Origin of the sequence: Algisphaera agarilytica (genome assembly GCF_014207595.1) — a bacterium.
Taxonomy (GTDB): domain Bacteria; phylum Planctomycetota; class Phycisphaerae; order Phycisphaerales; family Phycisphaeraceae; genus Algisphaera; species Algisphaera agarilytica.
Genome location: NZ_JACHGY010000001.1, coordinates 1,618,396 through 1,632,062, shown reverse-complemented (window position 1 = coordinate 1,632,062; position 13,667 = coordinate 1,618,396). Strand labels below are relative to the sequence as shown.

Sequence of the window (13,667 nt, the reverse complement as noted above, 5' to 3'; positions counted from 1 at the left end):
CGGCTATCGCGGATCGCGGTTGACGTTCTTGGAGTAGAGGTAGGTGGCGGGCGTGTCGCCGGTGGCGACGAACCACTGCGGGCAGTACGCGGCCATCCAGATGCTGTCGCCCGCGGTAATGGGCGACCAGGTTTCGGTGGGGCCGGAGCCGAGGCGGTAGACGCCCTGTCCGTGCTGGAGGTAGAGGCCGTGCTCGTTGTGGTGGGTCTCCACGAAGGGCAACGGCGTGCCGGGGTCGAACGTGAAGCGGTTCACAGCGAAGTCGAAACGCGCGTCCGTCTCATCGGGCAGGAGGTGCGCCAGGCGGGCGTGCTGGTCACCCATGAACGGCTCGGCGGGTTGCGCGAGCGCTTGGCCGAATACCGCATCGGGCGCGGGCGTGCCGGGCAGGGGGGAGTAGGGCTGTTCGAAGACGAGCAGGCTTCCGGGTTCAACGCCTTGCAGGTCGTGAGGCACATCCGGCGGGAGCCAGGCGTAGCCGTCGGTTGTGAGATCCTGGCCGTTGATACGCACCTTGCCCGACAAGACGTAGACAAAGCGTTGCACGCCCGGCGCAGCGCTGGTTGTTGTCGACTTGTCGGTCAGCTGCACGAGGGTTTGGGTGAACCGCGGCTGGCGTGGTGCGCTGCCCATGCTCGGGCTGATGAGCACGACGCCAGAGGTGTGGTTCCAGCCCACGAGGGGGGCGACGACGTGGCCGTCGGGCGCGATCACCGCGTAGTCGGTGCTTACGAGGGTGCGCGTCTGCGCGGCGGGGTGCTGCTTCGCTGCAGCAACGTCTTCGGGCCGGGGAAGCGTGTCACTCATGTGAGGGCCGACTCCCGTACCTGCGAGGCCAGCCGCTGCACCGCACGCGTCAGAACCTCGATCGACACCGCGACGTCGGCCTCGTTCACGCGCTCGCTTGGGTTGTGGCTGACGCCGTCGGGGTGGCGCACGAACAGCATCGCCACGGGAAACGCGTCGGCCATCGCCACCGCGTCGTGGCCCGCACCGCTGAGCAGGTCGAACGGCTCGTGCCCCGCGTCTTCCATCGCTTGGGCGAGCACGCCGTTGAGCACCGCGTCCATCTCGGTGGCGGGTTGGGGCTGGTTCTCCAGCACCTCAACCGCGACGCCGTCGTCGTTGGCGATACGTGTCGCGGTCTCGAGCAGCGCTTCGACCGCGATCTCGCGGACGTCGTCCATGGCGTGGCGGACATCGAGTGAGACCTCGACATCGCCGGGGATGACGTTGCGGACGTTGGGGTGGCAGTTCACGTAGCCGACGGTCGCGCGGAGGCCGTCGATCGATCGGCCGTAGTCCTGCACCTCGGCGATGAGGTGTGCGGCGCTGACCAGCGCGTCTTGCCGGGGGTACATCGGTGTCGTGCCGGCGTGCCCTGCCTGCCCGCTGAAGCGGAGGATGAGTCGGCTCTGCCCGGCGATGGCGTTGACCACGCCCACGGGTTTGTTCAGGCGTTCGAGCACCGGGCCCTGCTCGACGTGCATCTCGATGAAGCCCAGGACCTGCTGCGGGTTGTACGCGGCGTTGCAGATCTGAGCCGGGTCGAGGCCGAACTCGGTGATCACGCTGTGCATGGTTTGGCCGCGGTCGTCTCGACGATCCAGCCACGCCGGGTCGAACCGGCCGGCGATCGCGGCGCTGCCGAGGTACGGCTTAGAGAAACGCACGCCCTCTTCCTCGCTGAACGCCACGACGTCCAAATCGAAGGGCAACTGCTGCTGCAATTCCTGAAGCCTTTCGGCCACCGCCAGCGCGACGATCACGCCCAGCAGCCCGTCGTACTTGCCGGCATTCGGCACGGTGTCGATGTGCGAACCCAGCAGCAAGACCGGGCGCGGCGCATCGGGCTGGATGGCGTCGAGCACCTGCGTCTCGTCTGAGCTCTTGTCGTAGAGCGTCGGCTCGACGTGAGGCTGCGACGAAGCGGCGAGCCGACCGACGAGGTTGCCGGCGGCGTCGGTGCGGACGTCCATGCCGATTTCACGCATCCAGGCGGAAAGGTCGACGTGGATCGCCCGGATCGCCGGTGACAAAAACAAGCGGGTGATCCGCCCGGGTTCCTGGGTATGGTTCGAGAGGTGGTCGCAGCGCTGCATCACACGCTTGGCCAGCGCATCCACACGGATCGATGTCGCCGGGTTGGCCATGAGAAAATCCATCCAAACGGCCGAGTTGGCCTGACAAAAACAATCAACGTTGAATCACGCACTCCGGTGCGCTGCCCCAGTCGCAGACCAACCTTAGGACGAAAAACCGTTGACACTCCACGCCCCCAAGCGTAAGGTTCAGGGTTGGCCACAACCACGCGAGTGTATCGCTGCTCGCGTCTTATCGCAACCGTTTTCGATCGGTCTGAACCATGCCCTGCTGCGCTTCATCGGCCGTCCAACAACACCCGCCCACCTCCGCGGCAGAACCCGATGCGTGACCATTTGGCCTTCTATCTCAATGGAAAGCGACACACCGCCGATGGCGCGGCGGCGTTCTCCACGCTCACCGATTTCTTGCGCGAAACCCTCGGACACACCGGCACCAAAGTGGTCTGTGCCGAGGGCGACTGCGGGGCGTGCTCGGTGTTGGTCGGTCGGCCGTCGTGCGATGGATCACAATTGGTCTACCGGACCATCGACGCCTGCATCGGGTTCATGTACCAGTTCGACCGCGCCCACCTCGTAACCATCGAGGGCTTGAAGAACCAGGACGGCACGCTCTCGCCGGTGCAGGACGTGATGGTGCAGGGCCACGGCAGCCAATGTGGTTTCTGCACGCCCGGCTTCGTCGTCACGATGCAGGGGTTGTTCGAAGACGAACCCGCGCCCAAACCCTGCGAGGGTTCCAATGGCCACGAGGGGTGCTCGGCTTTGAGCGAAGAGCAGCTCCGCCTGGGTCTGTCGGGCAACCTGTGTCGATGCACCGGCTACCAGCAGATCCTGGACGCGGGCAAGGCCATCGACCCGGCGGGGGTCGACACGATGAATCGGCGCTACGACTCTTCGCCGATGATCGAAGACTTTGCCCGCCTCGGCGACGAGTCTGTCTTGATCGAAGCCCGGCAGTACGGCGAGACACGGCGGGTCTTCCTGCCGCGCACGCTCGAAGAAGCCGCCACGTTCCGAGCGGCGAACCCCGGCTGCAAAGTCGCGTCGGGCACGACCGACCTCGGGGTGCAGCACAACCACGCCTCGCCGGGGCCGGGCCAGTACCCCGCGGCGATCTTGAGTATGACGCAAATCGATGGTCTGGACGCGGTCACCCTCGACCACGGGGTGCTTACCTGCGGCGCCAGCGCGACGTGGGGAGCGATCGAACACGCGGTGCAGGACGCGGTGCCCGAGTACCACCGCATCCTCACGCTCTTCGGCAGCCCGCAGGTGCGCAACGCCGGCACCATCGCGGGCAACCTCGCCAACGCCTCGCCGATCGCGGACTCGATCCCGTTCCACATGGTGATGGACGCGGAGCTGGACCTGGTTTCCTCGCGAGGCAAACGCAGCGTGAAGCTCAACGACTTCTACCTGGGATACAAACAGCTCGACCTCGCGGATGATGAACTGATCGCCGCGGTCCGCACCCCGCTCCCGACGCCCGGGCAGCGGTTGAAGCTGTTCAAAGTGTCCAAGCGCCGCGACATGGATATCAGCACGTTCACCGCCGCGGTGCTGCTGACGTTCGATGAGACCGGCGACACGCTCGTCGCTGCACGCCTGGCCTACGGCGGTGTCGGGCCGACCGTGTTACGCCTGCCCGAGACCGAGGCGTATCTCGCCGGGCAGCCGTTCACGGAAGACACCATGCGTCAGGCCGGCCAACTCGCCCGCACCGAAATCACACCGTTGTCGGATGTGCGCGGCAGCGCCGACTTCCGCCTGCAACTGGCCGAGAACATCCTCGTGAAGTGTTACCACGAGCTCTCGCCCCCAACACCGCAGCCGGCTTGATGCCCATTGGTTTTCTGCGTTCCCGTTTTCCTGTTTTTTAACCCTCCCCCATGCCCTCCATCGGAACCTCCATCCCGCACGACTCGGCACCCGGGCACGTCACCGGCGAAGCGCCCTACGTCGAAGACATCACCCCGCTCCAGGGCGAGCTGTGGGTTGAGGTCGTCGGCAGCCCGGTCGCGGCGGGGCGGTTGATGTCGGTCGATGCCGAGCAGGCCTTGGAGTTGCCCGGCGTGGTGGGGGTGTACACGCACGAAGACATGCCGCGGGGCGCGGCGCGGCAGTTCGGGCCGATCTTTCATGACGAACCGTTCCTCGCTTACGAAGAGGTGAGCTACGTCGGCCAGCCCGTGGCGGTCATCGCGGCGGACAGCCGTGAGGCCGCGCGCCGCGCTGCGGCGCTGGTTGCGGTCAATGTCGAAGAAGCCTCGCCGATCCTGACGATCCCCGACGCCATCGCCGCGGATTCGTACCTCGGGCCGATCCGTCACATTCAGCGCGGCGACCTCGACGCCGCCTTCGCCGAAGCGCCGCACACCCTCGAAGGCGTGTTCCACAACAACGGTCAGGAGCAGTTCTACCTCGAGTCCCAGGCCTGCCAGGCCATCCCCGGCGAACAGGGCCAGGTCAAGCTGATCTGCTCGACGCAGAACCCCACCGAGACCCAGGCGGTCGTGGCCGAGGGTTTGGGCTTGTCGATGCACCAGGTCGTGTGCGAATGCAAACGCATGGGCGGCGGCTTCGGCGGCAAGGAAACGCAGTCGGCCATCCCCGCGTTCGCCGCGGCGCTCGCGGCCCAGCTCACCGGCCGACCCGCGCGCATCGTCTACGGCAAGACACAGGACATGAAACTCACCGGCAAGCGCCACCCCTACGAATCGCGCTACCGGGTCGCCTTCGACGACGACGGCCGCCTCCGCGCCGCTGAGTTCGAGTTCTTCAGCAACGGCGGGGCGTTTGCGGACCTGTCCACGTCGATCATGGAGCGCACCATGCTCCACGCCGACAACGCCTACCACCTGCCCGTGGTCAAGATCACCGGCCGGATCTGCAAGACCAACCTCCCGCCCAACACCGCCTTCCGCGGCTTCGGCGGGCCGCAGGGCGTGCTGGTCATCGAGAACATCCTGCAAGAAATCGCCCAAACCCTCGGCCTCGACGCGCTCGACGTCCGCCGACGCAATGCCTACGTCGACGGCAATCCCGACAAGTCGCACACGCCCTACGGCCAACTCGTCAGCGACCACGTCATCCACGAAACCTTCGACCAGCTCGAACAGACCAGCGACTACCGCCAGCGCATGGCCGAGGTCGAGGCGTTCAATGCCAAGTCCAAGACGCACGTCAAAGGCCTGGCGGTGAGCGCGATCAAGTTCGGCATCTCCTTCACCACCAAGTTCCTCAACCAGGGCAACGCGCTCGTCCACGTCTTTACCGACGGGACCGTGCAGGTCTCCACCGGCGGCACCGAGATGGGCCAGGGACTCAACACCAAGATCCGTCAACTCGTCGCCGATGAGTTCGGCATCACACCCGACGACGTGATGCTGATGACCACCTCGACCGAGAAGAACCACAACACCTCGCCCACTGCCGCGAGCGCGGGCACCGACCTCAACGGCACCGCCGCGGTGAACGCCTGCCGCGATATCAGAACGCGCATGGCCGAGTTTGGCGCCGAGCTGTTGACCAGCGAGAAGCAAGGCACAACGCCCTCGCCGGAGCACATCCGTTTTGAGAATAGCGCGGTGTTCGACGATCGCCACCCCGAGCACAAGCTGCCGTTCGGCCAGTTCTGCGATGCGGCCCGCCGGGAACGTGTCGACCTCGGAGCACGTGGGTTTTACGCCACGCCCGGCGTGGACTTCGACCGCGAGACCGGGAAGGGCACGCCGTTCTTCTACTTCACCACCGGGGCCGCCGCGGCCGAGGTCACGATCGATCGATTCACCGGCGACCTGGTCGTGGACCGTGTCGACCTGCTCATGGACGTCGGCCAAATGATCAACCCCGGCATCGACCGCGGCCAGCTCTACGGCGGGTTCATCCAGGGCATGGGCTGGTGCACCACCGAAGAACTCAAATACTCCGATCAGGGAGAACTGCTCTCGGCCAGCCCGACGACGTACAAGATCCCCAACATCACCGACACCCCCGCGGTGTTCAACGTCGAGACGATCCCGAACCCCAAGCACAAGCGGAACGTCCGGCTGAGCAAGGCCGTGGGCGAACCCCCGCTCATGCTCGGCGTCGCGCCGTGGCTGGCGGTGAAACACGCCATGTCGTTTGTCGCGCCGGGCACCATCGCCCCGCTCGAACTGCCCGCCACCAACGAGCAGATCCTGATGTGCATGACCCGGCTCAGCGAACCCAAGGCGGAATCGCTCGGATCAATCGGATAGGATCGGATGTAGGCCAATGGTTTGATCCGAACCATCCGATGTATCCGAGCGAAACATGTCTTCTTCCTCCCACATCCAGCGCTACACCGAGCTCGCCCTCGCCAAGCAGCCGTTCGTCGCGGTGACGCTGGTCGATGCGCACGGCTCGACCCCGCAGGACGCGGGCAGCAAGATGATCGTCACGCCCAGTGGCCTTGATCACGGCACGGTCGGCGGCGGTCGTGTCGAAGCCAAAGCGATCGACGAGGCGCTTCAACTGATGCGTGATGCAGGCCGGACCAAGTTTGTCGATTGGAGCCTCAAAGCCGACGTCGGCATGACCTGCGGCGGGCGGGTTCGGCTGTACTTCGAGTCGGTCAACGTGAACGTCTGGCCGATCGTGGTCTTTGGCGCGGGGCATGTAACCCAGGCCTTGGCGAAGTTACTTTCGGAGTTGCCGTGTGCGTTGACGTGCATCGACCCGCGGGCGGATTGGCTGTCTCGCTTGCCCGAGTCGGTGGTGACGGTGTGTACCGAAGCGCCGGCCGAGGAGGTCGCGGGTCTGCCGGACGGCGCGTACGTGTTGTGCATGACCAAGGGCCACCGCAGCGACTTCCCGGTGTTGCAGGCGATCTTCGAGCAGGGCTGGGCGTTCCCGTTCCTCGGCGTGATCGGCAGCAACGCGAAAGCGGCGGTGCTCCGTCGGGAGTTGCAGGACGTGGGCATCGACGCGGATCGCTTGCAGTTCCATTGCCCGGTGGGCCTGCCGATCGGCAGCAACCACCCCGCGGAGATCGCGGTGAGCATTGCGGCACAGTTGTTGAAAGAGCGTGACGCTTCGCGTCAGCCCGTCGAGGGATAAGCGGTCTGGCCGCGCGCGATCGTGCGTTGCACCCACCGGTCGTCCCACGACCACATGAGCCGTTCGAGCGGATCGACCGCCGAGTTGTGCCACGGGATGTTGGGCTGCACGACCACCACATCTGCAGACGCACCCGCAGCCAATCGCCCGCCGCCTGGCCAGCCCAGCGCCTCGGCGTTGCCCGTGGTGATCTGCCACCACACTTGGCTGGCGTTGGGCAGTGTGTCCACCTCTCGTTCGTGGAACGATGCTGCGGCTTCGATCATGGCGCGGCCGACGCGGACCATGGAGCGTTCGTACCCGCCGCCGATGTCGCTGCCGAGCGTGGTGCGGACGTCGTGGTCCAGGTGAGACCGGCGGTCCATCGTTCCCGAGCGCAGGAACGAGTTGGCGGTGGGGCAGTGGGCGATGATCGTGCCGGTTTCGGCGAGCGTGCGTTGGTCGGCTTCGTCCAGGTAGATGCCGTGGCCGTAGACCGATCGGGGTGTGAGCAGGCCGGCGTTGCCATAGACGTCGACGTAGGACGTGCCGTCGAACAGCTCGGCGATGAGCTCACACTCCGGCACGGTCTCGGCGAGGTGCGACTGGATGAACGCGTGGTGCTCGGCGGCAAGCTTGCCCATCTCCGCCATGAATCCGGCGGTACACGTCACGGCAAACCGCGGCGTCACCGCTGCGGCCACGCGTCCGCTGGAGGGGAACGCCTCGAGCAGCCGGGCGGTTTCATCGAGCAGCTGCGACGCGGGGCGCGACAGGAAATCCGGGGCGTTGCGTTCGATGAGCGTCTGCCCGATCACGCCGCGCAGGCCCGCGTCTCTGGCGACTTGCAGCGCCGCGTGGGTCGCGTCGTGGTGCACGGTGGCGTAGGCGCAGATGCCGGTCGTGCCGTGGGCCAGGAGCTGGCCGACGACGCGCTGGGTCATGGCCCGGGCGTAGCCGGTGTCTTCCCATCTGCGTTCGGCGGGGAAGGTGACGCCGTCGAGCCATTCGAGCAGCGGCAGGCCGTGGGCGCCGATGGTGTCGAACTGCGGGAGGTGCAGGTGGGTGTCGATGAAGCCGGGGGTGATAAGGGCATCGGGCCCGCCGGCGTCGCAGGTGTTGGGCATTTCGCCCTCGACGACCTCGGCGATCTGCTCGCCGTCGAGGCGGAGGTGCCCCGGGCTCAGCCGGACGTGGCCGGGCCGGTCGTCGTCGGGCAGCAGCAGGTGGCCGGCGATGATCATGCGTTACCCAAGCACCTTGTCGAGCGAATCCAGGATCATCTCGACGTTTTCATCGCGGGCCCCGTGGCCCATGATGCCGATGCGCCAGCACTTGCCCGCCAGCGCGCCCAGCCCGCCGCCGATCTCGAGGTTGAACTCGTCGAGCAGGCGTTTGCGGATCGCGGCTTCGTCGGCCACGCCCTCGGGGATGTTCACGAGGTTGAGCATCGGCAGCGAGTTCTCGGGGTCGGATGCATACGTAAAGCCGCGCTCGAGCAGGCCGGCCTTGAGCTTCTCGTGCACCGCTTGGTGCCGGGCGAAGCGGGCCTCCAGGCCTTCTTCCAGCACGAGGCGCAGCGCTTCGTGCAGCGCGTAGTTCATGTTCACGGGGGCGGTGTGGTGGTACGCCCGGCTGCCGGACCAGTAGTTGCCCACGAGGTTGAGATCGAGGTACCACGAGTTCACCGGCGACTGGCGGTTTTGCACCTTGTGCATCGCGCGTTCGGACAGCGTCACCGGGCCGAGGCCGGGCGGGCAGGACAGGCACTTCTGCGTGCCGGTGTAGGCCGCGTCGATGCCCCACTCGTCGATCTTCACCGGCAGGCCGGAGAACGAGGTAACGCAGTCCATCGCGAGCAGGCCGCCATTGGCGTGGACCGCGTCGGCGAGCTTATCGAAAGGTTGCAGTGCACCGGTCGAGGTCTCGGCGTGGACGAACGCGACGAGCTTGGGCTTGAGCTCATTGACCTTCTCGATGATGGCGCCCTGGTCGAAGACCTGACCCCACTCGGCGGTCATGTTGGTGACGACGCCTCCGGCACGTTTGGCTTTCTCGGTGAGCCGCCCGCCGAACACGCCGTTGATCCCGATGAGGCAGGTGTCGCCCGGCTCGACGAGGTTGTCCATGAGCATCTGCGCCCCGGCACTGCCCGTACCCGAGCAGGCGAGGGTCATCTCGTTCTCGGTCTGGAAGACCTGCTGCAGCATCTCCCGCACCTCGTTCATGACCTGCATGAAGACGGGGTCCATGTGGCCGATGCACGGCTTGGCGAGGGCTTCGAGGACGGACGGCGCGACCGGCGAGGGGCCGGGGCCGTGGAGAACGCGGGGGGGGATGTTGAGCATGCTTTGACTTTCTTAAAAATTTTGGACAGGGCATTTTGCCACAGATTCCGCGCATAGGCACGGATTCATTACAGAAAATCACAGGGCGACTTTCCTATGCGCGAATCGGCGCGATCTGTGGCAAAATGTTCAGATGAGTGAATCATCGCCGCTGGTTGGGATCGTGATGGGCAGCAACTCGGATTGGCCGACGATGAAGTTGGCCGCGGAGATGCTCGAGGGTTTTGGCGTGGCGTACGAGGCGAAGGTGACCTCGGCCCACCGCACGCCGGAGTTGATGTTCGACTACGCCGCCTCGGCCGAGGAGCGTGGCCTGCAGGTCATCATCGCCGGGGCGGGCGGCGCGGCCCACCTGCCGGGCATGGTCGCGAGCAAGACGGTGCTGCCGGTCTTGGGGGTGCCGATCAAGTCGAAGGCGCTCAGCGGGATGGACAGCCTGCTGTCGATCGTGCAGATGCCTGGCGGCGTGCCGGTGGGGACGCTGGCCATCGGCGACAGCGGCGCGAAGAACGCGGCGCTGCTGGCGGTGTCGATCCTGGCGAACAGCGACGCGTCGCTGCGGGCAAAGCTGCACGACTTCCGCAAGGAACAGTCGGCGAAGGCCGCGGCGATGGAGTTGGATTGATCCGGCTGCAACCTCAGCCCCCGGTGAGTCGCCGGGGGTGCCGCGGGTTGGGACTTCTGGGGGCGCAACACATTTGCACGGCAGCCGCGGCACCCCGGGTCATTGACCCGGGGCCAATGTGGTCATTCTTTGTCGGCTCGCTTCTGCAGCCGCTCCAAATCATCCGCCAGCGCTTTGAGTTGTTTCTGGATCAATGCCATCTCGTCACCGACGCTGATGTGGCCGGTGTCTTCGATATGTTTTCGGCGTTTAGCTTGCTCGGCCTCGGCCTGGGCTTCGTCCATGGACTGGATGATCACGCCGATGAACAAGTTGAGCATGATCATGGTGCCCAGCGCCACAAACGACACGAAGTAGAACGCGCCGATGAACGGCTGGGCGTTGCTGTTGAACTCGTACCGGGCCAGGTCCTGCTCGCTGAACGGGTAGTTCGCCGAGCCGTACATCTGGATGTACATCACGTCGGTCCAGTCTTCGAGGGTGACCACGCGGAACAGGCTGAGCATCGACAGCTCGAGGTTGCGGAAGTGCACCGGGTCGTTCTCGCGGAAGAGGAACACGCCCAGCACCGCGTAGACGTAGAACATCACCATGAGCAGCAGCCCGACGTAACACATCGACGGCAGCGACTTGAGCAGCGAGCCGACCAGCAGCTGTAGCTTCGGGATCGCCGAGATCAGCCGCAGCGCCCGCAGCACCCGGGCCAATCGCAGCACCTGGGCGTACTGCGCGTTCACCGGCAGGAAGCACACCACCACGATCGTGAAGTCGAAGATGTTCCACGGGTCGGTGAAGTAGCGGTACCACTTCTTGCCCCCGGCGGACATCTTGAGCGCCGCTTCGAGAGCGAACAGCCAGATGATGATCTTGTCGATCGTGTGGAGCAGCTTGCCGTGGCGATCCATCACGCCGGGGTAGGTCTCGATGCCGACGATCACCGCGGCGAACACGATCAGCCCGAGGATGACGTTGGCGAAGGCGCGGGATTCGACGAGGGTTTTGAGCTTGGCGGCCATAAGTTCGGTCCCACGGGAACGGCAACATGATAGTCAACCCACCGCCCCAGAATTGAGGCAAAGCCGCTTCCAACCGCCCGGATCGCGAAAGGTGTCGCGGGGTGGCCGGGCGGTAGATTTTGCTTGCGACGAGAAATGGCTTGGCCTAGGGTGAGGCTTCGAGTTGGTTGTCAGATCTAATTGTTTTTGTATCCGAGGACTTTCCGCATGGGGCGCCACGTGTCAGACCGGTCTTGCCTCCGAGGCGGCTTTTCGCTGGTCGAGCTGTTGGTGGTGATGTCGATCATCGCGATCATGGTCGGCTTCCTGCTGCCGGCCTTATCGAAGGCCAAGAGCAATGCGAGGGCGGTCGCGTGTGCCAACAACATGCGGCAGCTGGGCATCGGCTTCTCGGGCTTCACCGAAGACAGCCTCGGGCACCTGTACCCGGCCCGGCAGATCAACTGCGGCAGCTACGACGCCGAGTTGGCGGCCGCGGGTTTCTTAGGGAGCTGGATCAAGACCACCCAGCCGTACTTCACGGCCCCGGTTCAAGAGCTTGCGAAATGCCCGTCGGACGAGAGCCCGTTCTGGACCCAGCCCACGCCGGGCTTTGAGGGCATGTTCCGTCTTGTGAGCTACGGCGTGAACCCGTACGCGTCGCTCAACGGCGGGGTGGTGAACGAGCCGCAGCACGCCTTCCAAACCAACATGTACGAGATCGCCAAGCCCAGCACCTTCGTCGGTCTGGGGGAGTTGCCGCAGAAGTCGCCGCGTTACGCCATCGCCGACTACATCGACACCCCGCAGTTGGTCGCCGCGGCGATCCACGACGACGACCCCAAAGAGCAGGGGCTGCAGCAGGCGTTTCGGTCGTATGTTGGGGCGAGCACGCACGAAAACGAATCGCCCAACTGGCTGTTCCTGGATGGGCACGTCGCAAGCCTGGCCCGGCCCTACGTGATCTCGCTGCCCGGGGCGGTGGACGAGGCCGAGCCGCTGACCCTTCCGTTCAACGATTTTGAGTGGGTGACCAACAAGGTGCACCCGATGGTTGCCCGGTGAGTCTGCTCCGACCGCCGAGCCCAGGAAAAGAGACGCCAGCGCCGGGTCTACCGCCGCTGCCGGAGGTCACCAACCGCGAAGAGACGGTGGACCTGGACGCGATGCACGGCCGGGCGGAATCGATGAGCCGTAAGCGGGGCCTGCTGTTTCTCTCGGCGCTGCTGCTGGGTGTGTTGTGGGGCGTGGCGGCGGAGCACTTCGAGGTGCGTTGGAGTTGGCCGATTGTTCTTGTGGGTGTGTTCTTTGGGTACGCGTGGAGCCGGGTGGGGCAGGGCTCGGCCGGCTGGGCGGTGGGATTGACCGCGGGGCTGTACCTGGTCTCGGCGGTAGCGGGGTTCACGATGAGCCGGCACTTCCCGTCCGAACGGATCATCCAGCAGAACCCGGCGGTGCTGCAGGCGGCGGTCCACCTGTGGATGCAGGAGAACAACGAGCTGCCCGAGCTCCGCGGCGTGGGGCGGTTGGGCGACGAAGCGGTCGGCGATCTGGGGGACGAGGTCGTGACCGCGTTCGACATCGAGCAGTTGGTGATCGCCGAAGCCGAGGCGCTCTCGCCGGGCGAGCAGCGTGAGGTGTTGTCGTGGTATTACGACCAGGCGGGGGGCCGGGCGGGTGTTGAGCGTGGGCGTGGTTGGGGGGCGGGGTTGGCGGCGTGCCTCTGGCTGGGCGCGGGGTGTTGGATCGCCTGGCGGCTGGGGAACCGCAAAGAAGAGATCGAGCTTGAGTAACGCTCAGTGCGTCAGCGCGTAGGCCAGGATGTTGACGTTGAGCTGCTTGGCGGACTTGATCTCGTTGCCGCCGCAGCAGCAGCAGTTGGGCCCGGCGTTCGCGGTGTCGTTCAGGCCGTCGGGGGACCAGACCATGACGACCCGGCCGTCGATTTCCAGCACGCGGAGCTCGGGAAGCTTCGCGCCGCCGGACTTGTACTTGCTGGTGGTGATGTCGTAGACGGTGTGGAAGATCGGGTGCTCGGCATCCAGCGTGGTGAGCTCGGCGTCGGGGAAGAGCTGTTCGACGGCTTGGCCGAAGGAGTGGTTCCAGTCGGACGAGGAGCAGCCCGCCGAAGCGATGACGAACCCGCCGTAGGTCAGGTAGGTGCGGAGGTTGTCCAGCTGGGGCTCGGTGAGGTTGAACGCGCCCTCGCCGGTCATCACCGCGAAGGGGTAGTCGAACAACTCGCCGGAGTCGGACTTGACCGGGATGAGCTCGGGGTGGGTTTGGACGTGGGTTTCATCGGCCAGGACCGTCAGGAACTGGTCGGCGAAGCAGACGGAGGACTTGTTGTTGGCGTAGATGAGCTTGGCGGCGCGGACCATGCCCGGGTCGTCCTGGGCGTGGATCGCTGCGGGCAGGCACACCATCGCCGTGAGGAGCGTGAAGAGCGTGAGCAAGCGGGTTGGAGCCGAGGTCATGGGCATGACTTTCAGTATAGGTGCGGGTCTGGATATCGACGAGAGATTTCCGAACA

12 protein-coding genes are annotated in these 13,667 nt (G+C 65.5%); 6 read left to right on the top strand and 6 right to left on the bottom strand.

Going from position 1 to position 13,667, the window contains the following annotated elements; translation table 11 throughout:
- Window positions 1-3: 3 nt before the first annotated feature.
- Both allE and HNQ40_RS06890 read right to left on the bottom strand, forming a co-directional pair.
- Window positions 4-807 carry a (S)-ureidoglycine aminohydrolase gene (gene allE / locus HNQ40_RS06895; protein WP_184677144.1) on the bottom strand — a complete coding sequence of 268 codons (804 nt, stop codon included), beginning with the start codon at window positions 805-807 and terminating at the stop codon, window positions 4-6.
- Window positions 804-2,165: a Zn-dependent hydrolase gene (locus HNQ40_RS06890; RefSeq protein ID WP_221435409.1), complete on the bottom strand. Its 1,362-nt coding sequence runs from the start codon at window positions 2,163-2,165 to the stop codon at window positions 804-806. The genes allE and HNQ40_RS06890 overlap by 4 nt, the downstream gene beginning before the upstream one ends.
- A 261-nt stretch (window positions 2,166-2,426) precedes the next feature.
- Between HNQ40_RS06890 and HNQ40_RS06885 the strand changes: the two genes are divergently transcribed.
- The 3 genes from HNQ40_RS06885 to xdhC are packed head-to-tail and all read left to right on the top strand — an operon-like array spanning window position 2,427 to window position 7,187.
- Window positions 2,427-3,944, top strand: a complete 1,518-nt coding sequence (locus HNQ40_RS06885; protein WP_184677142.1) for a xanthine dehydrogenase small subunit — start codon at window positions 2,427-2,429, stop codon at window positions 3,942-3,944.
- A gap of 50 nt (window positions 3,945-3,994) precedes the next feature.
- On the top strand, window positions 3,995-6,346 hold the full coding sequence (xdhB, locus tag HNQ40_RS06880) for a xanthine dehydrogenase molybdopterin binding subunit (protein ID WP_184677141.1): 2,352 nt from the start codon (window positions 3,995-3,997) through the stop codon (window positions 6,344-6,346).
- A gap of 55 nt (window positions 6,347-6,401) precedes the next feature.
- The gene (gene xdhC / locus HNQ40_RS06875) at window positions 6,402-7,187 is read left to right on the top strand and encodes a xanthine dehydrogenase accessory protein XdhC (protein ID WP_184677140.1); all 786 of its coding nucleotides are present in this window, start codon (window positions 6,402-6,404) and stop codon (window positions 7,185-7,187) included.
- Here xdhC and HNQ40_RS06870 read toward each other — a convergent pair.
- Together HNQ40_RS06870 and HNQ40_RS06865 are read right to left on the bottom strand one after the other, a co-directional pair.
- On the bottom strand, window positions 7,169-8,410 hold the full coding sequence (locus HNQ40_RS06870) for an amidohydrolase family protein (protein WP_184677139.1): 1,242 nt from the start codon (window positions 8,408-8,410) through the stop codon (window positions 7,169-7,171). The genes xdhC and HNQ40_RS06870 overlap by 19 nt on opposite strands.
- Window positions 8,411-8,413: 3 nt before the next feature.
- Window positions 8,414-9,514: a pyridoxal-phosphate-dependent aminotransferase family protein gene (locus tag HNQ40_RS06865; protein ID WP_184677138.1), complete on the bottom strand. Its 1,101-nt coding sequence runs from the start codon at window positions 9,512-9,514 to the stop codon at window positions 8,414-8,416.
- Window positions 9,515-9,647: 133 nt separating this feature from the next.
- On the opposite strand from HNQ40_RS06865, the gene purE reads away from it, so the two are divergent.
- Entirely contained in the window at window positions 9,648-10,139 is a 492-nt protein-coding gene (purE, locus tag HNQ40_RS06860; RefSeq protein WP_184677137.1) for a 5-(carboxyamino)imidazole ribonucleotide mutase, read from the top strand.
- A 122-nt stretch (window positions 10,140-10,261) separates the two neighbouring features.
- Here the strand turns inward: purE and HNQ40_RS06855 are convergent, their stop codons facing one another.
- The gene (locus HNQ40_RS06855) at window positions 10,262-11,155 is read right to left on the bottom strand and encodes an ion transporter (RefSeq protein WP_184677136.1); all 894 of its coding nucleotides are present in this window, start codon (window positions 11,153-11,155) and stop codon (window positions 10,262-10,264) included.
- Window positions 11,156-11,374: 219 nt separating this feature from the next.
- Between HNQ40_RS06855 and HNQ40_RS06850 the strand changes: the two genes are divergently transcribed.
- Window positions 11,375-12,199, top strand: coding sequence for a type II secretion system protein (locus HNQ40_RS06850; protein ID WP_184677135.1), 825 nt, complete (start codon window positions 11,375-11,377; stop codon window positions 12,197-12,199).
- A complete protein-coding gene (locus HNQ40_RS06845; protein ID WP_184677134.1) occupies window positions 12,196-12,927 on the top strand; it encodes a hypothetical protein in 732 nt (243 codons plus the stop codon). Before HNQ40_RS06850 ends, HNQ40_RS06845 begins: the two co-directional genes overlap by 4 nt.
- 3 nt (window positions 12,928-12,930) lie before the next feature.
- Here the strand turns inward: HNQ40_RS06845 and HNQ40_RS06840 are convergent, their stop codons facing one another.
- Window positions 12,931-13,611, bottom strand: coding sequence for a DUF4159 domain-containing protein (locus HNQ40_RS06840; RefSeq protein WP_184677133.1), 681 nt, complete (start codon window positions 13,609-13,611; stop codon window positions 12,931-12,933).
- Window positions 13,612-13,667 lie beyond the last annotated feature (56 nt).

Excerpts from the sequence above, each read along its gene's own strand:
- allE (WP_184677144.1), bottom strand. The coding sequence starts at position 807 with ATGAGTGACACGCTTCCCCGGCCCGAAGACGTTGCTGCAGCGAAGCAG.
- HNQ40_RS06840 (WP_184677133.1), bottom strand. The coding sequence starts at position 13,611 with ATGACCTCGGCTCCAACCCGCTTGCTCACGCTCTTCACGCTCCTCACG.
- HNQ40_RS06865 (WP_184677138.1), bottom strand. The coding sequence starts at position 9,514 with ATGCTCAACATCCCCCCCCGCGTTCTCCACGGCCCCGGCCCCTCGCCG.
- purE (WP_184677137.1), top strand. The coding sequence starts at position 9,648 with ATGAGTGAATCATCGCCGCTGGTTGGGATCGTGATGGGCAGCAACTCG.
- HNQ40_RS06890 (WP_221435409.1), bottom strand. The coding sequence starts at position 2,165 with ATGGATTTTCTCATGGCCAACCCGGCGACATCGATCCGTGTGGATGCG.
- HNQ40_RS06870 (WP_184677139.1), bottom strand. The coding sequence starts at position 8,410 with ATGATCATCGCCGGCCACCTGCTGCTGCCCGACGACGACCGGCCCGGC.
- HNQ40_RS06855 (WP_184677136.1), bottom strand. The coding sequence starts at position 11,155 with ATGGCCGCCAAGCTCAAAACCCTCGTCGAATCCCGCGCCTTCGCCAAC.
- xdhB (WP_184677141.1), top strand. The coding sequence starts at position 3,995 with ATGCCCTCCATCGGAACCTCCATCCCGCACGACTCGGCACCCGGGCAC.
- xdhC (WP_184677140.1), top strand. The coding sequence starts at position 6,402 with ATGTCTTCTTCCTCCCACATCCAGCGCTACACCGAGCTCGCCCTCGCC.
- HNQ40_RS06885 (WP_184677142.1), top strand. The coding sequence starts at position 2,427 with ATGCGTGACCATTTGGCCTTCTATCTCAATGGAAAGCGACACACCGCC.